A 24,060-nucleotide genomic window follows, 5' to 3' on the forward strand; every position below is an offset into this window, starting at 1 on the left:
AAAAACCACATATGAAATCAATATTAGTAGAGTAATAATACATGAAGGGATCTTTGAGTGCAGTGCTTAAAGAAACTAGACAAATAGTATAAAGGTATCGTAACAAAGTTATAAGGAATCCAAAAATAAAAAATCCCTATAAAGATAGGGATTTATATATCGGCATATAGTTCCTTGGAAAAGGATATACTTAGTTTAGCATATAGGACGACTTATATTTGTGAAATAGATGTGAAAGTAATGTGAAAAATAGCGTAATAAAAAGCACTGTTTTAGCTAATGAACTAAAACAGTGCTTTTTTCTTTGATTGAACAGTTGCTGCATTTTCATCATGTATGCCTGCATCTTTAATAATTCGTTGTTTAGCTATATTTAATAGATGGTTTACTGCTTCGCCAAAATAGTTAGCTTCGCTTTTTGTGCGGGCTTCTCGTAAACATTTATAGTTTTCTAGCAGTTCCTCTTTTTCAGTGTTTGTTAAGAAATCTTCTATTTTCTTTTTTGTCATACGAAACACCCTTTCTTCTGACAAACGACGCAATAGAAAATATTTATTGTTTATTATAGCAATAATTTTTAAAGAAAGTATACACTAACGTCGTAATAGTTTGTCAATTTCTTGAATCTTCTCATCAGCTTTCCCAATTTGTGTGTTTTTAGCCTGCTCACCACCAAGCGCTTGGTGCAATAAGAAAGTCTGACCGGAAATAGCAGTCACAATGGATACTTTAATAATTTCTTTTATTAAGGTGACATCGAATAAAACGAGTCCAAGAAGTGCAGCTAGACTACCAGTGAGAATATCAGTCAAAAACCCAAAGTGAAAAAAAGTTTTCAAACGGCGTGGAAGCAATAACTTGCCTTGGTTATTGATTAGATGGGAAACGAAACCAGTAATGCCACCAACGAGAACAGCAGTTAGCCATTGATACATTTCCATCGAATCCACTCCTTTTAGTGAATAAGATTCGATTATTTTATATTGATTCCTTTTAATATTTCATAGAAGCATATTGAGAAAGTTTGTTTGGTTTTTTCTGTATTCAATTTAATTATAGCAGAAAAATCTGATATATATGAGTCTATTATATGAAGCAGTTATTCCTTAATATGAATGTAGAAAGGGGTGCGTGAGATGAATATAGATTATCGAATAAGAAGTGTGGCTGGTTATACAAAAAATATAGGGGAATTAGTAAGCATGCTGGAGCATACGAGGACTGTAACATTACAGGAAATAAAAGATCTATCAGTTGAGCAATTAGATTTCATTATGCCGAGTGGAGGGAATTCCATCGGAGCGTTATTAAAACATATAGCAGCTATAGAAAAAGCTCATCAACTTATTTCATTTCAAGAGCGCGACTTTACAAAAGAAGAATTAAAAATATGGGAAGACGCACTGTATTTAGGGGAAACAGGGAGAACAATTCGTGGTCATGACATACAGCATTATGTACAACTTCTACAAAGTGTTCGAGAAGAATCTCTGAAGTATTTGAGTGAACAAGATGATGAATGGCTTATGTCAGAAAGAAAGTGGCCTAACGATGTAGCGTATAACCAGTACTATCTGTGGTTTCATGTGCTAGAAGATGAGATTAATCACCGTGGGCAAATTAGAATGATGAAAAATAAATTATTTGAAAATTACGTTAAATAAAGTAGCTTTTTAAATAAATATTCCATATAATGAGAGTAATTAAAATGAGAACGGGGTGATGTATTATGGCGAAAATAACTTATATGAATAATAAACCAAATACAAAGGTGGATGGAAAGGGCGAGACTGTATAAGTTAGCGCACGATCCTTCCGCTTAGCTTAAACTAGGGAGGATATCAATTTGAATCAAAATATTTTAGAATCGTTCGGCTGGGATTCTTTTTTTGAGGAACAAGCTGTAGAGAACTTTGAAGTAGGACGTATTTTACTTGAGCATAAGCATATATATCGAATTATTTGTAATGATGGTGAATATATGGCAGAGCTGTCTGGAAAGTTTCGGCATGAAGCAGTAACGAAGGGAGATTATCCAGCGGTTGGCGATTGGGTGTATATAAAGAAAATAGAGAATGAAAAGAAAGCAATTATTCATCGTATTTTTCCGAGAAGAAGTTCTTTTTCTAGACAAGAGGCTGGTACTCGAACGGAAGAACAAGTAATAGCAGCAAATGTAGATTATCTATTTTTAGTGAATGCACTTAATCATGATTTTAACGTAAGAAGAATGGAACGTTATTTACTATTAGCGTATGAAAGTGGTGCAATGCCTGTTATTGTTTTAACAAAGAGTAGTTTATGTGAAGATGTGGAACAGAAAATTGTAGAAACGGAAGCCGTGGCAATGGGTGTTCCGATCTTCATCGTTGATAGTTTAGAACATACTGGCATTGACTCGTTGCAGCAATTTGTTTCTTCTGGGAAAACAATTGCTCTAGTCGGATCATCGGGGGTTGGAAAATCGACTTTGCTAAATGCACTTATAGGAATTGAAGTAGCAAAAACGGGAGATATTCGTGAGGAAGATAGTAAAGGAAGGCATACGACAACTCATCGTGAATTGTTCCGATTACCGAGTGGTAGTTTAGTTATTGATACTCCGGGTATGAGGGAACTGCAGCTTTGGGAAGGTAGCGATGCAATTCAAACAACATTTTCTGATATTGAAGAATTAGCAAAAACGTGCCGTTTTAGGGACTGTAAGCATGAAAATGAGCCAGAATGTGCAGTGCATTATGCGATTGATAACGGAATTATTACGATAAATCGTTTGCAAAGCTATAAAAAATTACAAAAAGAACTGGCGTATTTTATGAGAAAACAAGATGCTGTTCTTGCAAGAGCAGAGCGTGATAAGTGGAAAAAGATTTCTAAGCAGCATAAAAAAATGTAAAAAGCCAAAGGGTGGTTCCCTTTGGTTTTTTGCTTTTGTAAATTTTATAATAATATTATTCGTATATATGGACAAATAGAAATTAATTGTTTAAACTTTACAAAGTATTCATCATGATAGGTTATAAAAATAATAATTCGGGAATGGGAAATATTTATAATTCACTAGATTTAACTTTTGAAATTGAAAAGCAGGAGGTTTGTAATGGGTAGATTATTAAATTGGTTTCGTGATATGAAAGTAGCAAAAAAACTACTAATTTCATTTTTTGTCATTTTAATTGCGGCTGTCTCTATTATCGGAGGCATGTCTTATCAAACGGCTAAAAAGAATTTTGAATCACAAATTACGAGCAGTGCTCACGACAATATAAAAATATTAGATAATTTAATCAATCAAATGATTGATGCAAAATTTAATGATGTGAATAATTTTGCACGGGTGATTCAAGGTAATATGTATCAAGGGGATAATCAAGATGAATTAAGAAAGATGTTATCTCAATATATTAATTTGAATAAAGATGTTGAACAAGTATACGTTGCTGGGAATGATAAGAAATTTGTGCAAGAACCCAATATACAAATGGCAGCAGACTATGATCCAACAGAACGTTCTTGGTATAAAGATGCAGTGGCAAAACAAGGTGGTATTGTAATTACTGAGCCGTATAAGGCACAAGGAAATGGACATATTGTCGTAACGATTGCAAAACAAGCAGAAGATAAAAACAGTGTTGTAGCGGTAGATTTAAGTTTAGATAATTTATTAAAAACAACAAAGTTAATCAATATTGGTAAAAAAGGGTATGCTTTCATCTTAGATGGAAAACAAAAAATAATTGCACATCCTCAAGAAAAATCAGGAGAAAAAGCAGCTGATTCTTGGGCGAAGAAAATTTATGAAGATAATCATGGCGCTTTTTCATATACGTATGACGGTAGCGAAAAGCAAATGGTATTTGCTACAAATGTAAAAACAGGTTGGAAAATCGGTGGGACGATGTACTCGAATGAAGTAATTGAAGCTGCGCAGCCTGTATTTTATAATATGTTAATTGTAATGTTCATTTCATTAGTTATAGGCGGAGCACTTATTTATTTTGTGACACTTTCTATAACGAAGCCATTAAAAAGACTAGTTAACACTTCTAAAGAAATAAGTGAGGGAGATTTAACGCAAACAATCGAAATTCATTCTAATGATGAGATTGGCCAACTTGCAAAAGGATTCAATGAGATGACAGATGCATTGCGAACGTTAATTGGAAGAATTAATACTTCGGCTGGACATGTTGCAGCAGCATCAGAAGAGCTAACGGCAAGTGTAAGACAAGCAAGTGAAGCGACTGAGCAAATTACAATGGCAATGGATGAAATATCGAGCGGGGCAACGACGCAAACAACAAGTGTGGAAAATGGTGCAATGTTACTATTTGATGTAACAGAAGGAATTCAGCATGTAGCAAATAGTTCATCATCAATTAATACATCTTCTGCTCATACTCGTGAAAAAGCAGAAGATGGCGGAAAACTAGTAGGGAAAACAGTAAATCAAATGCAGTCTATTGCAGAATCTGTTTCGCAATCAGATGAAGTTATACAGTTATTAAATAATAAATCAAAACAAATTGGTGACATACTAGAAGTAATTCAAAATATTGCAGATCAAACAAATCTTCTAGCATTAAATGCGGCAATTGAAGCTGCGAGAGCAGGAGAGCACGGAAGAGGATTTGCAATCGTTGCAGATGAAGTACGTAAATTGGCGGAGAAGTCTAGCGTATCTTCTAGTGAAATTAGTAAATTAATATGTGAAATACAAGAAGACATGAGTAAGACAGTAAAATCGATGAGTCATGTAAATGAAGAAGTTCAATCTGGACTTGTTATTGCGAATGAAACGAAGCAAAACTTTACTGAGATTTTACAATCTACAAATGAAATTGCAGATCAAATTAAAACGATGGTTGAAACGGCTAATGGGATGTCAAAAGGTGCAAATGAAGTATCTATTTCAGTAGGTCAAATTGCAATGACAGCACAGAATAATGCGACGAGTACTCAAAACGTTGCAGCATCAGCAGAAGAACAACTAGCGTCCATTGAGGAGATTAGTTCGGCGGCTGGTACATTATCTCAAATGGCTGAAGAGTTACAAGGGTTAATTGAAAGATTTAAAGTTTAACAGAGGACAGACTATCTCAAAATAGCAGTATGCTATTGGAGTAGTCTGTTTTTATTATGTAATATTAAATGAGATAGAGAGTATCCTTATAATATTTAAAGGTATATTTTGTATAATATTTGTCGAAAAATAGAGGTATTTCTTAATTTTGTGTATAATTATAATCATATAGAATGCAAATAAAGGAGATTACTATGGGAGTTTATTGGGGTACCAAAAGACATTCTTGGCTTAGTTATGTCTCATTTTGGTTAAGTATTTCATTTTTTATTGTTTTTCTAATTGAAGTGTTTATTTTAAAAACACTTTCGAATAGTTCGGTGCAAATTGTTAAATATTTTTATTTTATACTTGTACCAGTAAATATCTTTCTTAGCTTAAAGTTACTCTTTAAGAAGAATGAAAAGAAAGCATTACCTATTTTTAGTTTCATCGTATCATTATTATTTACAATTTTAATACTAGTATTAGCGTTAGCAGCTACTGGGAAATTCTTTTAAGGAGAGTGTTATAAGTCACTCTTCTTTTTTTGTTGTTACAAGGAAATAATAAGTGGAGGATGGACAAAGAAAGCATTTCATTAAGTTTGATATGATTTGAAAGCTTTAGAAGAATAGTAAGAAATGAAATAAGAGATAATTCATATAATAATGGAGAGAATCAGATGTTTTACATACAGTTTTGAAGCAAATGAATACGGTAAGAACGGCGATATATGGTACAATACATATGGATAGTGATAGAGATAAAGGGTATATAAAATACTCATCGTTTTTTAGTAAGAGAGGGGTTATCTTATGCTATACGAGGATTTGATGACATTATTTCAAGCTGCTCCGAAAGAAGAAGGTAGAGGCGGCTGGAAATATATAATCCAGGAACGAAATGATAAATATGAAATTGTTGATGAAATGTTGAAAAATCAAATGAGTGTTGAATTGTATTTTAATGAATATGATGAGGTGAAAATCACTTTATATAAAGATGGAATGCCTATTTCTACTATGCAAAGAATTGCGATTTCAAAAGTGGAATTAGACGAAGAGGAAGAAGGGATTCAATTCGTTTTAGAACGTATGCCTAGTCGGATGATTCGCTTGCAATTAAAGCCATATTTAGCACTCGAAATGGGGCCATACTGGGAAGTATGTGATGATTGTGAATGAACATAAAAGAAGCATCCAATAACATGGATGCTTCTTTTATGTTTTTTGAAGTTGTTTAAAAGCAATAATTGGAAGTAAAATGATGCTGACCCATCCAATTATAGGATATAGAATATGGAGTAATTCACTGTAACCAATGTAACTAAAGCAATAACTAATTAGTAAAATAAAGAAAATAATATTGTTACTTTTCCAACCAGTGATGGATTGCATTTGTTTTGTCATTCCGAACACATTGCCAACTAAAGTTGTGAACACTTCACCGAAAATGATAAGAACAAAGAAAAAGTGAAAAGTTGCATTGAATTTTCTTATGACCTCAGCCATTGGGATATTATATTGATAAAATTGATCGACTGATAAGATAGCTAAATGGCTACATAATAAAATTAAAGATAGTCCTGCACCACCTAAAATACCGCCCCATAAAATGGCCTTTCGATCTTTTACTTCACTGGCTAACGGGACGAGAACGCTTTGGGCGAGCGAAAGATTTAAGGCGACATATGTAATAGGACTAGTAATCCACTTCATATTCCAGCTTTCTGCAGGAATAGTGCTACTAAGAGGAGTTGTACCGTGAAAAAAAGTTGTAATAGCAAGTCCGATAATAAAAATCATCATAATAGGTACAACTAGTGTATTAACTTCAAAAACCCCTTGTAATCCGCGACTACCTATAATGAGACAGGCGATCACTGTAATGAAAATCCCGAGTTGTCTTGGTAAACGAAGTTGCTCTTCAAATACCGCTCCGGCTCCTGATAACATAACGCTTGTTACACCAAATAATACGAGTAATAATAGTGTATTTACAACATTTCCAACTACATCTCCAAATAAATATTTGTTAAATTCTTGCGCTGAAAATGCACCGATTTGTGATGAAAGTAACATCATCTTTGTGCCAAGCCAAATAAAAAAAAATCCACTTACACATATGCCAATTGTTCCATAAAATCCGTTCACTGTAAAAAATTCAACAATTTCTCGTCCAGTAGCAAATCCAGCTCCAACGACTGTTCCAATATAAGTAGCAGCGACTTTCTTTGCTACTTGCCATTGTTGATTGTCCATGTTATCCCTCTTTCTACTACGATGAGCTTGATTTACTATTATGCATATGTATGAGCTTGGACAATTAGACGTATGAAGTGTTTGAAAACATACATGAATTAAAAGATATTAGGGAAGTATTAAAGGTGTTAAAACTTTGTTACATATGAGCCAATCTTTCGAAAGGAAAGGAAATGTATGGTAACATGTAACTAGGTTATTAAAAGATAAACATTATGAAATGATAAGAGGAGTGGATTGTATGAGTACGAAAACAAATGTTGTTGAAGTATTAAACAAGCAGGTAGCAAACTGGAATGTGTTATATGTGAAATTACATAATTATCACTGGTATGTGACAGGACCACACTTCTTTACATTACATGAGAAATTTGAAGAGTTTTACAATGAAGCTGGAACAAATATTGATGAATTAGCAGAACGTATTTTAGCGTTGGAAGGTAAACCGCTAGCGACAATGAAAGAATACCTTGCAACATCTAGTGTGAATGAAGGGACAAGCAAGGAGTCTGCAGAAGAAATGGTGCAAACATTAGTGAATGATTACTCTGCACTTATTCAAGAATTAAAAGAAGGTATGGAAGTTGCTGGTGAAGCTGGTGATGAAACCTCAGCGGACATGCTATTAGCAATTCATACAACATTAGAACAACATGTTTGGATGTTAAGTGCGTTCTTAAAATAAATATAAGTATATAAAGAAAAAGTCATTGAAAAATTCTTTCAATGGCTTTTTTTGTAATTTTTCAGTTTTCTTTTATGCTATAATATAGTAAAAAGGAGGCGATGCGATGTTTCGCTTTTTCAGAACTGGAAAAGAAGAGCGTGAAATTACGAAAGATGAATTAGAACAAGCAATGGCTAAATTTCTAGAAAAGAATGCTAATATTGTTTATACAGTATTAGTAAATGATGATTATACAGTAAATTATGATTTGTTAAAGCCGTATTTACTTGCATTTCCAACAAATAGTTTTCTTATTACGAAGGAAACGCTTGAGGTATTTGAACATACAGAAGAAAATCTAAACCTAGTTAAAGAAATTGATATCGTACAAAAAGCAGTAGATCAATACGTAACAGAAAAAGAAATGTTTCCAATCGTTGAAGGTAGTGAAGATCGCCTTATATGCGGGATGAAATTAGGGCCGTATTTAAATCGTATATTAAAAAGAGACTTATATATTTCAGAAAAACATTATTTAGTTTCAAGTAAACCAGACAGAAAAAAACAAAAGAGTGGGTAGATGTATTGAAAACAACAATAAATATATTGTTGTCTTTTTTTGTTTATAAAAATATTGAAATTTCAATCTATTCAGCTTTACAATAAACTTATTGGACGAAGAGGAGTAATGATTAAGTATTGTTAGCTTGAGTTAAATACAGTGATTACAGAATGGTATAAAGGTTTGAGAACTAAATATGATAAAAGATTACGGGGGAATGGGAGTATGAAAAATAGTATGACTTACATTCAATTATTAAATGAAACGTTACATTGTTACGCAAATAAAGGAAGTTTGGAAGCGTACACTTATATAATGGAGCATGCGAAAGGTATAGTGGGGAATGAGGCACAAATATATAATTTTAAATATGCGCTAGCGGGTGCGGCAGGACTTGAAGAAGAAGCGCTACATCTAATGAAGGAAGCTATTATAGAAAAGGGCTTTTGGTATGGAAATGAGTATTTAATTTCCGACGACGATTTAAAACCACTACATAAATTTGAAGAGTTTCAAAAAATGGTTCAATTATGTAAAGAAAGAGAAGAATTAGCAAAGAAAACAGAACGAGCAGACGTGAAATATATAGACAGTAAGAAAAAAGAAAAACTGTTTATTGCAATGCACGGTGATCAAGAAAATATAGGGATAATAGAACCATATTGGAATACTGTTTTGACACAAGATTATACGTTAGCTTTACCACAATCTTCGCAAATTCAGTTTTCAGATGGATTTGTTTGGGATGATATACATAGAGGAAAAGAGGAATTAAAAGAGCATTACGTTACGTTTACAGAAAATCATATAGTAGAAAATGTAATAATTGGTGGTTTTTCTGCTGGCGCAAGAGTAGCTTTGTATACGATTTTACAAAAAGATATAGAGGTAGATGGTTTTATTTTTGTGGCGCCGTGGCTTCCAGAGATTGAAGAATGGAATGAGTTGTTGGGAGTGCTACAAGATAAAAATATAAAGGGATATATAATGTGCGGGGATCAAGATGAAGATTGTTTCGAATGTACGCAGCAATTTGTACAATTATTAAGAGATAAGAATATAGAATATAAGTATAAGGTTGTGCCTAATTTAAACCATGATTATCCTGAGGATTTTGATGAACTATTAAAAGAAGCTATTGAATATATAGACGACAAACATAATAAGTAGTACAAAAGGGAGATGCATCATAATTGATGTATCTCCCTTTTGTCATTATAAATGAAAAGCATTTGCTAGTAAGCGATAAGAATTCAATTTATCTTCAAATCGATGAGTAATTGTAACAATCATAAATTCGTCAGTATTGTACGCTTTGCTTAAGTTTACGATTTGTTCTTTCACAGAAGATGGATCACCGACGATCATACGTTGACGATTTTCTTTTATACGGAATAGATCATAAGCGCTGTATGAATAATTTTGTGCAGTTTCGATAGAAGGAGTACCAGTTGTACGCTTTCCTTGTTCTAGTAATAAGATTGATAAATCTAAACTAGAAGCAATTTTTTCCGCCTCTTCATTCGTTTCTCCGCAAATAACAAAAATAGAGACGATTGATTTTGGTTTGTCTCCTAGATAGGAAGGTTGGAATTGTTCCTGATAAGCCTTCATTACTTCAGGGCCACCGTATCCATTAATAAACTGTGCGAATGCAAAAGAAGCACCTTGTTTTGCAGCAATCATAGCACTCTCTCCGCTAGAACCGAGCAACCACATCTCAGGAGATGTTGGAATGACAGGGGTAGCCTTTAAATTTGCATAATGATGGTTTTCTGGTACTTGATCATGTAAGTACATTGCAACATCTGCAATTTGTTCTGGATATTGATCCAGTGAGACCATTTTGCCTTCTTGTAGTGCGCGAGTAGCAATTGGCATACCACCAGGTGCTCTGCCGACACCAAGGTCAATACGATTTGGATAAAGAGCTTCTAAAACGCGGAAATTCTCAGCAACTTTATACGGGCTATAGTGCGGTAACATAACACCACCTGACCCAACTCTCATACGATCCGTTTTTGCAGCAATATGAGAAATAAGTATTTCAGGACTTGAACCAGCAAGGCTGACGGAATTATGATGCTCAGATACCCAAAAACGTGTGAATCCTAATTTTTCAACTTCTTGTGCAAGTGTAACTGTATGAGAAAAAGCTTGGGCTGCTGTACTACCATCTGAAATAGGTGATTGGTCTAATACACTTAATTTGATCATAGAATATACCTCTCAATCTTAATGTACATCCTATTATATATTTACTTACGAAAAATGCGTAATAAAATGCTCAAAATAAGAAGTGGATACATCCTATATCTACTTCTAACGAGAAAAGCCCCGTTCATAATGATTCATTTCGACTAAGTCTAAAATATATTCATAGTTATCAATCTCAAGATTTAATTGTTCACGCTCTTTTTTAGATAGATGCTTACTACTAAGTTTGTTGCATAGTTGTTGTTTCTTTCCTTCTAAATACTTCTTTGTATCGTGGTAGTCGTAAGTTTGTTTCATTATCAACCACTCCTTTTTGCTGTTGCTATATTATACGAAGCGTGAAGATATGTGAGAGCTATCTCTTATGTACTTTTAGTGAATATTCCACTTGCTATGTTGTTATGTTTATAGGAATTTATGAATAAAATGCACTAAACCACTAATGCCCATAAAAGCCCGATTGGTTCAACTAATAATCAGTAGGGGAAGAGCCCCCCACTGATTATAGTTTCACTTTATGAAGTAAGGGGTGGAATTGTGCAGAAAGATATAATGTATAACACTGAGATGGATGAAGTGTTGAAAGTTATAAATAAAGGATTAAAGAAGACGACGCGCCCGAAGCAAATTATTGTAGTAGGCGCAGGCATGGCTGGATTAGTTTCGGCATCTTTATTAAAAGCTGCAGGACATGAAGTAAAGATTTTTGAAGCAAACAACCGAGTAGGTGGCCGTATAGAGACGGTTAGAATGGAAGACACCGGATTATATTTGGATGTAGGGGCAATGAGAATTCCATATTCACACACATTAACGATGGCGTATATAAGAAAATTTAGGCTACAGGTAAGCCCTTTTATTAATAGGAATGAGACGGATATTATTTATGTAAATGGCCGGAAAACAACATTAAAACAATATGAAAAAGACCCAAGTATATTAAAGTATCCTGTGGAAATGAATGAAGTCGGGAAAACGTCTGAGGAGCTATTATTGTTAGCGGTACAGCCAATTATAAATTTTATAAAAAAGAACCCAGAGAAAAATTGGGATATTGTAGTAAAGGATTTTGGGAGATACTCTACAGGTCAATTTTTAAAGTATCATCCTTATCAATATAATACTTACTTTTCGCCAGTAACAATTGAGATGATCGGTGTTTTATTAGATTTAGAAGGTTTTTTGGAAAGGTCATTTGTAGAGACGTTACGTTTTTTATATATTATGCAAGAGGAGAGCGGATTTTGTGAAATTGTAGGCGGGAATGATAGATTACCAAAGTCCTTTTTACCACAATTAGAAGAAAATATTATTTATAATCAAAAATTAATGAAGCTACATCAGCATGATAACGGTGTGACAGCTTTTTATCGAAACGAGGAAACCTTTGAATATAGTAGTATTACAGGGGATTTAGTTATTATTACAATTCCATTTTCGACAATGCGCTTTGTGGAAGTAGATCCATTTGATTCTATATCTCATGAAAAATGGAAAGCAATTCGTGAATTGCATTATATGCCAGCAACGAAAATAGGAATTCAATTTAAAAGTCGATTTTGGGAAGAACAAGGACAATTAGGTGGCAGGATTATAACGGATTTGCCAATTCGTTATGCCTATTATCCAAGTCACGGAATTGGAGAGAAAGGACCTGCTATGATGTTAGGCAGCTATACATGGTCTTATGATGCGTTGTTGTGGGATGGGTTATCAAAGGGAGATCGTATTTATTACGCATTACACAATTTGGCAACGATATTAGGTGGTCAAGTATATGATGAATTCATGTCTGGAATATCAAAAAGTTGGACATTGGATCCATATGCACTTGGAGGATTTGCGCTATTCCAGGCAGGTCAAGAATCTGAACTACAACCAGCAATTATAAAACCAGAGGGGAGATTATATTTTGCAGGTGATCATACAACGTTATATCACGGATGGATACAAGGTGCAATTGAATCGGGCGTCCGTGTTGCGGTAGAGGTGAATGATTAAAATGTATAAAATTCAGAAATTTCTTTACTGTATAGTTTGAGATGGATATTATTATATATAAAAGAATTAAAAGGAGTGTTGAAAGTGAATCCGTTATTATTCGATTTTCCTTCTGAATTTTATACTGAAAGGCTATTTATTCGAATGCCGAAACCAGGTGACGGTAAAGCTGTATACGATGCAATTAGAGCTTCTATGCAAGAATTAAAACCATGGATGGTTTTTGCACAAAAAGAGCAAACAGAGGAAGAAGTAGAAGTGAGTATTAGAAAATCGCATATTCAATTTTTGCAGCGTGAGGATTTAAGATTACTAGTTTTTTCGAAAGAAACAGGTGAATTTATTGCATCCGCTGGATTGCATCGTATTAATTGGGATATACCTCAATTTGAAATTGGATATTGGATTGACTCAAGGCTTAGTGGAAAAGGCTATATGGTAGAGGCTGCAAAGGGTATAACGGATTATGCTTTTTCTGAGCTAAAAGCAAATCGCGTAGAAATTCGATGTGATTCTTTAAATAAGAAGAGTAGGGCAATACCTGAGAAATTAGGCTTTAAGTTAGAAGGTACATTGGAAAGTGCGAGTGTAGCGGTAGATGGAAATGGATTAAGGGATATGTGTGTATTTGCCATGACTAGAAATACATATGAAAAAGAAGAGCTGTAAAGAAACAGCTCTTCTTTTTGTGTATTATGGTACAGGATGTCCATTAGAGCTTTCGAAAATTGTAAACCATTGTTGTCGATCTAAATTAACTTTTGTAGAAAGAGCGGCTGTTTTAACACGATCTAATTTACCAGATCCAACGATTGGCATCATATGAGCTGGATGAGCAAGCAGCCATGCATACATAACTGTATCGATGCTAGTAACACCTAGTTCAGTAGCAACCTTTTGTAAAGTTTCACGTACACGTACGGCACGTTCTGATTGACCAGTAAAGATTTCTCCACCAGCAAGAGGCGACCAAATCATAGGATTGATTCGTTTTTCTTGGCATAAATCAATTGTTCCTTTTTCGAAATGCTCAAGATGCATCGCAGATACTTCAATTTGGTTTGTAAGGAGCGGGAAATCTAAATAAGAACTTAACATATTAAACTGTGAAGGTAAAAAGTTAGATACACCGAAGTGACGGACTTTTCCTTCTTGTTTTAAGCGTGAGAACGCTTCTGCTACTTCATTTGGATCCATAAATGGATCTGGGCGATGAATGAGCAATACATCAATATAATCTGTATGTAAGTTTCGTAATGAATCCTCCGCGCTGTTTATAATATGTTCAGCACTCGTATTGTAGTGCGCAACATATCGCTCTGGAAATTTCGGCGATGGGGGAGCGATTCCACATTTTGTGACAATTTGCATGTCTTCTCGTAAAGAAGGCTTGAGTTGTAACGCTTCTCCAAATAATCCTTCACACGTATAGCCGCCATAAATATCAGCGTGATCGAAAGTAGTAATTCCCATCTCCATACAAGCTTCAATGAAAGAAAGTAACTCTTGCTTTGTCATATTCCATTCTGCTAAACGCCAAAAACCTTGAATAATACGAGAAAATTCTAGTGTTTCGGCCATTTGAACTCGTTCCATTATAAGTACCCCCTTGAGGAATAAATAATTTTTTGAAAAGGCTTTCTTGCTATGTATTATTATATAGTTACAGTGTCGTACTTACAATAAATATGTTTTGCTACAAAAACGATTTTCTCTGTATGCTATAATGTAGAAACATATAGCTATAAGGAGATGTAATGGATGATTCCAGTAACAATATTAACGGGTTTTCTAGGGTCAGGGAAAACGACATTATTAAATCGAATTTTATCAGAGAATCACGGTCAGAAATTAGCAGTGATTGTAAATGAAATAGGGCAAATTGGTATTGATAATCAGTTGATTATGAATGTTGAAGAAGAGATTATGGAGATGACGAATGGATGTCTATGTTGTACTGTACGTGAAGATTTACTCGTCGCTTTAAAGCAATTACTGGACGTAAAAGCAGAAGGGAAAATGGATTTTGATGGATTAGTAATTGAAACGACTGGTCTTGCAAATCCAGGTCCGATTATTCAAACATTCTTTTTAGATCCTGTTATTCAATCTGCATACCAAATTAATGGTGTTGTAACAGTAGTAGATAGTTATCATATACATAAACATTTTGAAAAAGGACTAGAAGCAAAGGAACAAATTGCATTTGCTGATGTCGTTTTAGTAAATAAATTAGATTTAGTGGATGAAAGTGAAAAGGAAAATCTATTACAGGAATTGCAAGGTATTAACCCAACTGCAAAGTTAATAGAGGCGACTAACTGTGATGTGGATATAGCATCATTACTACAAATTCAAACGTTTAAAACGAAAGATACGTTACAAATTTACCCTCATACAGAACATAATCATTTAGAAGGTGTAAAATCGTTTGTACTACGAGAAGAGCGTCCGTTAGATTTACAAAAACTGAATGAGTGGATGTCAGCTGTCGTTCAAGAGCTAGGGGAATACTTATATCGATACAAAGGAATTTTATCGATTGATGGAGTAGATAAACGTATCGTTTTCCAAGGTGTGCATACGTTATTTGCCGCTTCGTACGATAGAGAGTGGCAAGAGGGTGAAGAGCGAGTAAGTGAAGTTGTTTTTATTGGAAAAGATATTAATAAAGAATGGTTCCAAGAACATTTTGAAGAGTGTGTGAAATAAGCCTGCGTATATTGCAGGCTTTTTTGTTTACTAAAATTGAAATTTGCATTAAAATATTCTAAAAATACTAAACGTTTAGTATTTTATTAGGGTAGGGGGATAAAAAGTGCGTTTAATGATTCTGGGATTGCTTACTAAAAGGGAGTCGCTATCTGGTTATGAAATACAGCAGGCGCTACATATGGTGCAAAGTAGTAAATGGGCAGAGGTGTTCCCGGCTTCTATTTATCACGCGTTAAAAAAAATGACAAATGAGGAATTAATTCAAGTAAAAGCAATTGAAATGACTGGTAGACGTTCAAAAACGATATATTGTATTACAGAAAAGGGAAGCCAAGAATTTAAAAGACTATTAAAGGAGTCGTTTCAAAAGTCGTCAGTTGTGTTTCCGAAACATTTATATACAGCATTAACTTTTCTTTCAGAAGAAGAGGGTATGAGAGAAGAGATTTTAGAAGCTTTAGATGAACAGAAAAGAGAAATATTAGCTACTTATGAAGAAATGAGGGAAGGAGAAAGACTGAAAGAACATGCACCAGAGTATGTGAAACTTATTTTCGAAAATATGTATGAACAATGTGAGATGCAACTTCGATTTATTCATAAGTTAGAAAAACTATTGGGAAAATAAAAATAAGGTGGGAAGAATATGAAAATTGATCATCTTGTTGTAAATGTAAATAAAGAGATACAAGAAAATAAGGAAATGATTAAAAACGTACATTCTATCGGACTTCCATATGTTCCGAAATGGGGAAAGGGAACGAAAGGCTTTAAAGTATCTAACGTATGGATTGGAAAAGAATATTTAGAATTAGTAAGAGTAAAAACAAAAGATGGTGGTGGCTGGGTACAAGAGTGGGTTCAGAAATATTATGCTGGCCATCGAGGACTTATCGGATTGGCAATTGATGTTGAAAATATAGATAAAGTGTATGAAAAAATGATAGAAGGTGGAATTGAAATTACAAAACCAGAACCATTACAATATAAGTGGTTTTTTAATTTATTTAAGAAAACTATGCCATGGAAAAATGCATACATACAGCCGATGAAGGGGATGCCGTTTCAATTCTTTCTACAACAAATGGACAATCAAAAGAGCAGAGAATATATGGAGAAATATATGTATCCAAATAGTGTGGAACAGGGCATTTCAGGAATAATTGCCGTAAGGCTATATGGAGAAATAACAAATGAAGATAGGGAAATAGTTAGTTGTCTATTTTCAGATGTTACAAATGGGGAAGAAGAAATAATAATCCATTTAAACAATCAAGTAATTCATTTAATTCAATCGAATGAGCATTTTACGGAGGTAATACTAGATTGTAAAAGTGAAGCAAATAGGGAGAAGAAATTAAATATAGAAAATGTGACATTGATAAATAAATAATAAAAAGCCTGTTTTCACAGGCTTGTATTTTCATCTAATAGTAACTCCATTACAACACCTACAACTGGGCCTTCGTCATCAATATCGCCATTTAAACGGAAGCCAAATGACTCGTATAGTCCCATTGCGAGTTTGTTGTCAGGATGTAAACTTAAGTAAATTATATTACATTCAAATTTTTCTTGTAAGAGTTGAATAAGCAGGTGAAGGAAACGTTTTGCATATCCTTTTCCTTGATATTGTTTGTCAATCATAAAGCGATCTAACCAGATGCTTTTACGTTTTTTTGAATACCATCCATACATAGCATATCCTACAAGTGTTTCTCCATCGTATAAACCTACTGACGTTCCGTTTCCTTCAAATAATGATTCTGCTAGAGAAAACGCATTGCTTTCAATAAATTGCTGCTGGTCTTTTGCGACGTTTAAAGCAGCTACCGAACGCCAATTTTTTTCTGTTACTTCACAAATGTGAAGATTCATAATTCCAACTCACCTTCTAAATTAATATAGCTTAAAAGCTAATATGGATAATTTTACTTGTTATTTTGGTCAAGTCAAGTAAGAACAAATAAAAAAGAAGCTGCATGACATATGCAGCTTCTTTAAAAAAATGATTAGTTAGTAGCTTCTTTCAATGTGTTTACGTTTTCTTCCATTAAAGTGAAGTAATCTTTATTGTTCTTCGCATCATCTTCAGAAATAGTAGCAAGATGATTTAAGCGTAAAATTTTTGTACCCGTTTCTTTTTGAATGACAGATGCTACTTTTGGAGTAGAGAAAGTTTCAAATAAAATATATTGTAGATTATGTTCTTTTACTGTTTTTGTAATGTCAGCAAGTTGTTTTTGAGATGGTTCATCAGAAGCTGAAATACCCGCGATAGCAATTTGTTTTAGGCCATAGCGTTGTTCCCAGTAACCATAAGCCGCATGAGAAACTAAAATATCTTTCGTTTTTGCATTCGCAACAGCTGCTTTAAATTGATCATCTAAATCAGTGAATTTTGTTTGAAGTGCTGCGAAGTTTTTTTCGAACTCTTGCTTATGGTCAGGTTGTAATTCTACAAGTGCATTTTTAATTTTTTCTGCCTGTTTCATTGCTAAAGTAGGATCTAACCAAATGTGCGGGTCTTTATCGTGATGATGTTCATCCTCTTTATGGCCGTCTCCGTGATCATGATGCTCTTCTTCTGTAGAAGTACGCAGTTCAATACCTTTTGATGCATTTACAATTTTAACATTTTCTTTTTGCAATGCTTTTTCCATTTTTTCAGCAAAGGGTTCTAATTCAGCACCGTTATAAACGAATAAATCGGCTTTTGCAACTTGTACGGTTTGTTTTTGACTTGGTTCAAATGTATGAGAATCTGCACCAGGAGGGTAAATAGCTTCAACAGTTACATAGTCGCCACCAATTTTTTTTGCGAAATCAGCAAGAGGAAAAATAGTTGTATATACAGTTAGTTTTCCATCTTTCTTGGCCTTACCTTCTTTTTTATTTGAGCAGCCAGTAAAAATTAAAGTGAAAATAAGTAAGAATGAAAATAAAGTCAATCTTTTAGGCATGAAGTTCTCCTCTTTTCTTTTTTTACGGATATATTTTCCCCAATTATAGAAGAAAAATATCATTTTAATACAAAACGGAATAATTACGTTTTAGTTTGCGAACTTAGTATAATACATCTTTTATAAAGTTGCAATAAATAATAATCATTCCGATTTGATTTTGTTATAAAGTTGTCAAATATAGAGGTGTTATCTTTGCGAATACATGCATATGTGACAACGCTGTGTTCATATATATGAAAGGAGGGTGTAGAGGGGGATGAGTGTTTGGGTTACTTAATGGAAGCTATTTTATTGATATTAGCGGTAGTATTCCCATTAGCCTTAGTCTTAATTTTTTTAAGAAGATTAATAAGTAATTTAGGAGATGCATCAACAGTCACAAAATTACGAGAGAACGATGAGAAAAAAGAGTGAGTAAAGCACTATGCGTACGCATAGTGCTTTACTTGTGGTAAAATGAGAGAAGGAAACTCCTAAAAGTTGTATTTTACTGAAGGAGAGAAAAGTAAAATAAGAGGTATATGCATATATGAATAAGCGAACAGCGTTAGTACTTGGTGCAAGTGGTTTAGTTGGACAAGAGATAATGCGTCTATTACTTGAATCAGATTACTACGATTCGGTTACTATTTTTGTAAGAGAACCAATGCAATGGCAACATGAGAAGTTACAGCAAAAGCAAGTAGATTTTTCGATGTTAGAGGAATATAAAGAGTTTTTCGCTGTAGATGACGTGTTTAGTTGTCTAGGAACAACGATCAAAAAAGCAAAAACAAAGGCAAATTTCAAAAAGGTAGATTATGAATATACGTTACGAGCTGCTTGTTTAGCTGAAAAACAAGGGGTGCAAAATTTCCTAGTTGTGTCCTCGATGGGAGCAAATCCTAAATCGTTTTTCTTTTATTCGCAAGTTAAAGGGAAAATGGAAGAGGAATTACAAAAATTAGTGATTGGTGGTATTCACATTTTTAGGCCGTCATTATTAGTAGGAAATCGACAAGAATTTCGTTTTGGTGAACGAATGGCTGAAAAGTTATCTCGTATGATTCCATTTATATTTAAAGGGGCTTTTAAAAAGTATAAACCAATTTCAGCGAAAGATGTGGCGAAAGGGATGTATATCACTGCATTGCGAGAAGAAACGGGTATCTATTTTTATAACTCAAATGAAATTACAACGATAGAATAAATAAAACCGAGAAGAAAAGCTTCTCGGTTTTATTTATTGGTACTGATTTTCCCAGGTGCTCGCTCGTATTGATACGGTTCTTCTAACTCAAAGCCAAGTTCATTGGCGGCTATTCTTGGAAAGTAAGGATTGCGAAGTAACTCACGTCCGATAAAAATTAAATCTGCTTCGTTATTATTTAAAATTTGTTCTGCCTGTGCCCCGGTCGTAATCAATCCAACAGCCCCAGTTGCAATGTTAGCATGCTCTTTAATATGTTTCGCGTATTGTACTTGATACCCGGGATATACATCGATGTGTGCCGGTACAACAGCCCCAGAACTACAGTCGATTACATCTACCCCTTGTTCTTTCATCCATTTTGTATACTGAACGTAATCTTGAACCGTTAACCCATCAGGATGATAGTCATTTGCTGAAATACGAACGAATAACGGTCCGTTCCAAACTTCATTTATTGAGTCAATAATTTCACGTAAGAAACGATAGCGATTTTCAGGTGAGCCCCCATATTCATCAGTCCGCTTATTAGAAAGTGGAGAAAGAAATTCATTAATAAGATAACCGTGAGCACCATGTATTTCAATAACGTCAAATCCAGCTTGTTTTGATCGTATTGTAGCCTGCTGAAAAGCTAATATAGTATTTTTTATTTGCTGTATATTCATTTCTACTGGTATTTTCATTGTTTCATTAAACGGAATTGTTGATGGAGCGAGAGCATCCGTTTCTAATTCTGCTTTTCTTCCGGCATGAGCGAGTTGAATGGCAGCTTTTGCACCGTTATCATGTATAAAAGTTGTCGTTTTATGTAAGCCTTCAATTAGGCTGTCATCCCATATACCTAAGTCTTTGTTAGAAATTCTTCCTTCAGGTAACACGGCTGTCGCTTCAATCATAACTAAACCAACTTGACCGGCAGCTCTGGTTCCATAATGAACGAGATGGAAATTCGTTACTTGGCCATCCTCGTTTTCTGATGAATACATGCACATAGGTGACATAACGATACGGTTTTTTAATGTAACGTCCTTAATTGTATAAGGTGAAAAAAGTTCGGAATTCATCCAATAGCCTCCTAGATTGAATTTTCTTACATTGTATCATTCTCTTTTTTGTTTTTACTAATAAAACGCTTATACGAAAAATTTTGTCTATTCGTGTTACAATCATTAATATGAATTGAATTGGAGGATGACATATGTACCAGGCTTATTATGAAAGTGAAGTAGGTTTGCTGGAAATTACAGCGAATGATAAAGGAATTACGTCTGTTATATTTGTTGATGAGAGACAAGAAGAACATAAAAATGAAACGATAGATCAATGTATAAATGAGCTAGATGAATATTTTAAGGGGAAAAGAAAAGAGTTCACGGTTCCGCTGTCTGCTGAGGGAACATTATTTCAAAAAAATGTATGGGATGCGCTCTATACTATTCCTTATGGCGTAAGTGCCTCATATTTAGATATTGCAGAGAAGGTTGGAAATACGAAAGCTGTACGAGCGATAGGAGGAGCGAATAGTCGTAATCCAATTTCAATTATCGTTCCGTGTCATCGTGTAATAGGAAAGAGCGGGAAGCTTGTTGGGTATGCGGGTGGTTTATGGAGGAAAGAGTGGTTATTAAAACATGAAGGTATTTTGAAATGACGTATGGATGAGAAGAGGGATTGTTTTGAAGTGTATAAATTGTGGGCAACTTTGCAAGGGAAATCAGTTGAATTGTGAAAGTTGCCAGCGGACCTTGCATAATGAACAAGGTGAAGGAAGCTCGCTAATAGACAAGGAATTAGAAGTATATGTAGGGAGACAATATCCGCATTATAAAAGGAAATGGGAGCTTGAGGAAAAGCGGATTGCTAGATGGAGCTGGAATGGTTGGGCAGCTATTTTTAATGTAGGTTGGCTTGGATATCGTAAGTATTATTTGCCTGCAGCTTTATTTATATTGTTATTATTAGCATGCGATGCGTTTTCTTATTATATGGGATTCAACGTAGCACTGCCGATCATTAATATGGTGCCTCTTACGTTTTTATTGCTCGTTTTTATTTTATTTGGAATGGCGATTTTTGCGAATGGATTATATTATCAATTTGCAGAAAGGCGTATATATCGAATAAAAGCACGAGAAATTCAAGATGAATCGGTTGAGAAGTATCTCATTCGTGATAGTGGTGGAACGAGTAAAATGGGAGCAACCATCGTTACGATTTTAGCGGTTGCTAGTATCTTTTTTAGCCATTTCTTTTTCCCGACGGATCGAGATATTATTCAAAAGGTTCGTGCAGGCTCACTATACGAATATCCATTCTTTTCTATTGGTGAATCGTTTGAAAATTATTTTAGAAATCCAGGTTGGGTATATTATCGTGGCACCGAAGGATTAGAATTGGTAGAGTTCCAAGGAGAAAGTCCTGATATGCCAAGGAAAAAGGTGAAGATCCAATTTGTTGTTGATTATAAATTGGGCGAGATTGAGCCGTACTCATTGACGATTAATGGAGAATCTAAAAATGAGGAAGAGTTTTTGAAGATAATGGACGAAATATTTAAAGTTCAAAATCCATTTGACATAGAGGATGGATTACAAGTAAAAAGAATAGAAAAAGAAGCGGATAGAAGGGCGTTCTATCTGCTTCTTTTTTTACTGTACAAAAATAATATTTGAAATAATCTGAATCTTTTGTATAATGGTATGTATTATACTACTTTCATTTATACATATAGATTGGGGGAAGGAAGAATGAAGAGAAAGGTAACAACGATTGCTGCAGTTGCATTATCGACAAGTGTATTAGTTGCAGGTTGCGGAAATGGGGAGAAGGCATCTACAACGAAGAAAGAAGCAGGTAAGAGAGCAGCAGATAAGCAAGTATTAAACTTATTAGAAGCAGCAGAAATTCCTTCAATGGATACGTCAAAATCAACAGACTCTGTATCATTCCGTGCCTTTGTCAATGCAATGGAAGGGTTATATCGTTTAGATAAGGACAATAAACCAACTCCAGGTATGGCAAAAGATGTGAAGATTAGTGAAGATAAAACGACATATACATTTGAATTACGAGATGCAAAGTGGTCTAATGGCGATCCAGTTCGAGCGCAAGATTTTGTATTTGCATGGCAACGCGCATTAGATAAAGCAACGGCAGCTGAGTATGCATTTATTTTATTTGATGTGAAAAATGCACAGAAAGTAAATAAGGGAGAATTGCCGCTAGATCAATTAGGCGTAAAAGCAAAGGATGATAAAACGTTAGTAGTAGAATTAGAGCAACCAGCACCATATTTCCTTGAGCTTACTTCATTCCCAACATTTTTCCCTTTAAATGAAAAATATGTGAAAGAACAAGGGGATAAATATGCGTTAGAAGCAGATAAATTATTGTACAATGGACCATTTACGATGAGTGAATGGAAACATGAACGAAGCTATCAGCTAAAGAAAAACCCTAATTATTGGGATAAAGATACTGTGAAGTTAGAAGAAATTAATGTAAATATTGTGAAAGAAACGAGCACAGGAGTAAATTTATATGATAGTGATCAAGCCGATCGAGTTATTTTAAGTTCTGAATTCGTTGATAAATATAAAAAGAATAAGCCAGATGAATTTAAAACGAAGTTAGATCCACGTATGTATTTCTTGCGTTTTAACCAAAAAAATGCAACGTTTAAAAACCAAAAAGTTCGTGAAGCGATTGATTTAGCATACGATAAAAAAGGAATTGCCAATGTTATTTTAAATGACGGATCATTACCAGCATATTTCTTAGTACCTGAGAAATTTACGACAGGACCAGATGGAAAAGATTTCCGTACTGTAAATAAAAATTTCCGTGATAGCAAAGATAATGCAGAAAAAGCAAAAAAATTATGGGAAGAAGCGAAGAAAGAGCTTGGCCAAGATACAATTACAGTAGAATTTCTAAATGATGATAACGGTAGTCGTAAAAAAGTGGGCGACTTTATTAAAGAAGAGTTAGAGAAAAATTTACCTGGTATTAAAGTGAATTTGAAACAACAACCATATAAGCAGAAGCTAGAGTTAGAAAAGAAATTTGAATATGAATTCTCATTATCTGCATGGAGTCCAGACTATCCGGATCCAATGACTTATATTGACATGTTTGTTACTGGAAGCTCATTTAATGAAATGGATTATTCTAATCCGAAGTATGATGATTTAGTAGCGAAATCAAAAGGAGAGCTATTAAAAGATGATAAAGCACGCTGGAGTGCCCTTGCAGAAGCTGAAAAAATCTTAATTGGTCAAGATGCTGCTATTTCTCCTGCGTACCAACAAAGTACGGCATATTTAGAAAAACCATACGTGAAAGGTATTGCGAATCATACGTTTGGTGGGGACTTCAGTTATAAATGGGCATATATTACAAAGAAATAGTATAA

The 24,060-nt window shown here is 34.3% G+C and carries 27 protein-coding genes and 1 pseudogene; 19 read left to right on the plus strand and 9 right to left on the minus strand.

Features of this window, described 5'->3' with window-relative positions:
• The first annotated feature begins 41 nt into the window (after positions 1–41).
• Positions 42–246: pseudogene (locus tag ACHZK0_RS09945) on the plus strand (hypothetical protein).
• A gap of 38 nt (positions 247–284) precedes the next feature.
• On the opposite strand, the gene ACHZK0_RS09950 reads toward ACHZK0_RS09945, so the two are convergent.
• Together ACHZK0_RS09950 and ACHZK0_RS09955 are read right to left on the minus strand one after the other, a co-directional pair.
• The gene (locus ACHZK0_RS09950) at positions 285–509 is read right to left on the minus strand and encodes a hypothetical protein (RefSeq protein ID WP_060490073.1); all 225 of its coding nucleotides are present in this window, start codon (positions 507–509) and stop codon (positions 285–287) included.
• An 84-nt stretch (positions 510–593) separates the two neighbouring features.
• Positions 594–941: a DUF4257 domain-containing protein gene (locus ACHZK0_RS09955; RefSeq protein WP_061676465.1), complete on the minus strand. Its 348-nt coding sequence runs from the start codon at positions 939–941 to the stop codon at positions 594–596.
• 195 nt (positions 942–1,136) lie between these two features.
• On the opposite strand from ACHZK0_RS09955, the gene ACHZK0_RS09960 reads away from it, so the two are divergent.
• The 5 genes from ACHZK0_RS09960 (at position 1,137) to ACHZK0_RS09980 (ending at position 6,249) form a co-directional block, all read left to right on the plus strand.
• Complete coding sequence (locus ACHZK0_RS09960) at positions 1,137–1,664, plus strand: DinB family protein (RefSeq protein ID WP_395761496.1); 528 nt, start codon at positions 1,137–1,139, stop codon at positions 1,662–1,664.
• Positions 1,665–1,846: 182 nt separating this feature from the next.
• Complete coding sequence (rsgA, locus tag ACHZK0_RS09965; RefSeq protein ID WP_395761497.1) at positions 1,847–2,896, plus strand: ribosome small subunit-dependent GTPase A; 1,050 nt, start codon at positions 1,847–1,849, stop codon at positions 2,894–2,896.
• A 204-nt stretch (positions 2,897–3,100) separates the two neighbouring features.
• Complete coding sequence (locus tag ACHZK0_RS09970) at positions 3,101–5,083, plus strand: HAMP domain-containing methyl-accepting chemotaxis protein (protein WP_395761498.1); 1,983 nt, start codon at positions 3,101–3,103, stop codon at positions 5,081–5,083.
• 194 nt (positions 5,084–5,277) lie between these two features.
• Positions 5,278–5,583: a hypothetical protein gene (locus tag ACHZK0_RS09975; RefSeq protein ID WP_060490078.1), complete on the plus strand. Its 306-nt coding sequence runs from the start codon at positions 5,278–5,280 to the stop codon at positions 5,581–5,583.
• 297 nt (positions 5,584–5,880) lie between these two features.
• Positions 5,881–6,249: a DUF3979 family protein gene (locus ACHZK0_RS09980; protein ID WP_061676460.1), complete on the plus strand. Its 369-nt coding sequence runs from the start codon at positions 5,881–5,883 to the stop codon at positions 6,247–6,249.
• A 36-nt stretch (positions 6,250–6,285) separates the two neighbouring features.
• On the opposite strand, the gene ACHZK0_RS09985 is transcribed toward ACHZK0_RS09980, so the two are convergent.
• Entirely contained in the window at positions 6,286–7,326 is a 1,041-nt protein-coding gene (locus tag ACHZK0_RS09985) for a GerAB/ArcD/ProY family transporter (protein ID WP_061676459.1), read from the minus strand.
• Between the two features lie 241 nt (positions 7,327–7,567).
• Here ACHZK0_RS09985 and ACHZK0_RS09990 point away from each other — a divergent pair, with 241 nt between their 5' ends.
• The 3 genes from ACHZK0_RS09990 to ACHZK0_RS10000 all read left to right on the plus strand — a co-directional run bounded on the left by ACHZK0_RS09990 (position 7,568) and on the right by ACHZK0_RS10000 (position 9,725).
• On the plus strand, positions 7,568–8,011 hold the full coding sequence (locus ACHZK0_RS09990) for a Dps family protein (RefSeq protein ID WP_000105194.1): 444 nt from the start codon (positions 7,568–7,570) through the stop codon (positions 8,009–8,011).
• 106 nt (positions 8,012–8,117) lie between these two features.
• Positions 8,118–8,573: a DUF3939 domain-containing protein gene (locus tag ACHZK0_RS09995; RefSeq protein ID WP_048543159.1), complete on the plus strand. Its 456-nt coding sequence runs from the start codon at positions 8,118–8,120 to the stop codon at positions 8,571–8,573.
• 207 nt (positions 8,574–8,780) lie between these two features.
• Positions 8,781–9,725, plus strand: a complete 945-nt coding sequence (locus ACHZK0_RS10000; protein ID WP_262742187.1) for an alpha/beta hydrolase — start codon at positions 8,781–8,783, stop codon at positions 9,723–9,725.
• Positions 9,726–9,770: 45 nt separating this feature from the next.
• Here the strand turns inward: ACHZK0_RS10000 and ACHZK0_RS10005 are convergent, their stop codons facing one another.
• Positions 9,771–10,772: an LLM class flavin-dependent oxidoreductase gene (locus ACHZK0_RS10005; protein WP_061676457.1), complete on the minus strand. Its 1,002-nt coding sequence runs from the start codon at positions 10,770–10,772 to the stop codon at positions 9,771–9,773.
• A 105-nt stretch (positions 10,773–10,877) separates the two neighbouring features.
• Positions 10,878–11,069, minus strand: coding sequence for a DUF3896 family protein (locus tag ACHZK0_RS10010; protein ID WP_063261324.1), 192 nt, complete (start codon positions 11,067–11,069; stop codon positions 10,878–10,880).
• Between the two features lie 240 nt (positions 11,070–11,309).
• On the opposite strand from ACHZK0_RS10010, the gene ACHZK0_RS10015 reads away from it, so the two are divergent.
• Positions 11,310–12,773 carry a flavin monoamine oxidase family protein gene (locus ACHZK0_RS10015; protein WP_049111020.1) on the plus strand — a complete coding sequence of 488 codons (1,464 nt, stop codon included), beginning with the start codon at positions 11,310–11,312 and terminating at the stop codon, positions 12,771–12,773.
• A gap of 84 nt (positions 12,774–12,857) precedes the next feature.
• Complete coding sequence (locus ACHZK0_RS10020; protein WP_395761499.1) at positions 12,858–13,442, plus strand: GNAT family N-acetyltransferase; 585 nt, start codon at positions 12,858–12,860, stop codon at positions 13,440–13,442.
• A gap of 24 nt (positions 13,443–13,466) precedes the next feature.
• Here ACHZK0_RS10020 and ACHZK0_RS10025 read toward each other — a convergent pair whose 3' ends face one another.
• The gene (locus tag ACHZK0_RS10025) at positions 13,467–14,369 is read right to left on the minus strand and encodes an aldo/keto reductase (RefSeq protein ID WP_262742184.1); all 903 of its coding nucleotides are present in this window, start codon (positions 14,367–14,369) and stop codon (positions 13,467–13,469) included.
• A 165-nt stretch (positions 14,370–14,534) separates the two neighbouring features.
• On the opposite strand from ACHZK0_RS10025, the gene ACHZK0_RS10030 reads away from it, so the two are divergent.
• The 3 genes from ACHZK0_RS10030 to ACHZK0_RS10040 all read left to right on the plus strand — a co-directional run bounded on the left by ACHZK0_RS10030 (position 14,535) and on the right by ACHZK0_RS10040 (position 16,881).
• Positions 14,535–15,485, plus strand: coding sequence for a CobW family GTP-binding protein (locus tag ACHZK0_RS10030; protein ID WP_262742182.1), 951 nt, complete (start codon positions 14,535–14,537; stop codon positions 15,483–15,485).
• A gap of 106 nt (positions 15,486–15,591) precedes the next feature.
• A complete protein-coding gene (locus ACHZK0_RS10035; RefSeq protein WP_262742180.1) occupies positions 15,592–16,116 on the plus strand; it encodes a PadR family transcriptional regulator in 525 nt (174 codons plus the stop codon).
• Between the two features lie 18 nt (positions 16,117–16,134).
• Positions 16,135–16,881, plus strand: a complete 747-nt coding sequence (locus tag ACHZK0_RS10040) for a VOC family protein (protein ID WP_262742178.1) — start codon at positions 16,135–16,137, stop codon at positions 16,879–16,881.
• Positions 16,882–16,895: 14 nt separating this feature from the next.
• On the opposite strand, the gene ACHZK0_RS10045 is transcribed toward ACHZK0_RS10040, so the two are convergent.
• Together ACHZK0_RS10045 and ACHZK0_RS10050 are read right to left on the minus strand one after the other, a co-directional pair.
• Positions 16,896–17,366, minus strand: coding sequence for a GNAT family N-acetyltransferase (locus ACHZK0_RS10045; RefSeq protein WP_262742176.1), 471 nt, complete (start codon positions 17,364–17,366; stop codon positions 16,896–16,898).
• Between the two features lie 134 nt (positions 17,367–17,500).
• Positions 17,501–18,451 carry a metal ABC transporter substrate-binding protein gene (locus ACHZK0_RS10050; protein WP_262742174.1) on the minus strand — a complete coding sequence of 317 codons (951 nt, stop codon included), beginning with the start codon at positions 18,449–18,451 and terminating at the stop codon, positions 17,501–17,503.
• Positions 18,452–18,718: 267 nt separating this feature from the next.
• Here ACHZK0_RS10050 and ACHZK0_RS10055 point away from each other — a divergent pair, with 267 nt between their 5' ends.
• A complete protein-coding gene (locus tag ACHZK0_RS10055; RefSeq protein WP_168216100.1) occupies positions 18,719–18,868 on the plus strand; it encodes a hypothetical protein in 150 nt (49 codons plus the stop codon).
• Positions 18,869–18,983: 115 nt separating this feature from the next.
• Positions 18,984–19,643 (plus strand): oxidoreductase, encoded by a 660-nt coding sequence (locus tag ACHZK0_RS10060; protein WP_270341151.1) that lies wholly within the window; start codon positions 18,984–18,986, stop codon positions 19,641–19,643.
• Positions 19,644–19,672: 29 nt separating this feature from the next.
• Here ACHZK0_RS10060 and namA read toward each other — a convergent pair whose 3' ends face one another.
• Complete coding sequence (namA, locus tag ACHZK0_RS10065) at positions 19,673–20,710, minus strand: NADPH dehydrogenase NamA (protein ID WP_270341152.1); 1,038 nt, start codon at positions 20,708–20,710, stop codon at positions 19,673–19,675.
• A 134-nt stretch (positions 20,711–20,844) separates the two neighbouring features.
• Here namA and ACHZK0_RS10070 point away from each other — a divergent pair, with 134 nt between their 5' ends.
• From ACHZK0_RS10070 to ACHZK0_RS10080, 3 genes are all read left to right on the plus strand, one after another.
• On the plus strand, positions 20,845–21,297 hold the full coding sequence (locus ACHZK0_RS10070) for a methylated-DNA--[protein]-cysteine S-methyltransferase (RefSeq protein ID WP_262742171.1): 453 nt from the start codon (positions 20,845–20,847) through the stop codon (positions 21,295–21,297).
• Between the two features lie 7 nt (positions 21,298–21,304).
• Positions 21,305–22,318, plus strand: coding sequence for a DUF2628 domain-containing protein (locus ACHZK0_RS10075; protein WP_262742170.1), 1,014 nt, complete (start codon positions 21,305–21,307; stop codon positions 22,316–22,318).
• A gap of 75 nt (positions 22,319–22,393) precedes the next feature.
• Positions 22,394–24,055 (plus strand): peptide ABC transporter substrate-binding protein, encoded by a 1,662-nt coding sequence (locus ACHZK0_RS10080; RefSeq protein WP_395761500.1) that lies wholly within the window; start codon positions 22,394–22,396, stop codon positions 24,053–24,055.
• Positions 24,056–24,060: the final 5 nt, after the last annotated feature.

This window comes from Bacillus sp. 3G2 (assembly GCF_044324725.1).
Lineage (GTDB): Bacteria > Bacillota > Bacilli > Bacillales > Bacillaceae_G > Bacillus_A > Bacillus_A mobilis.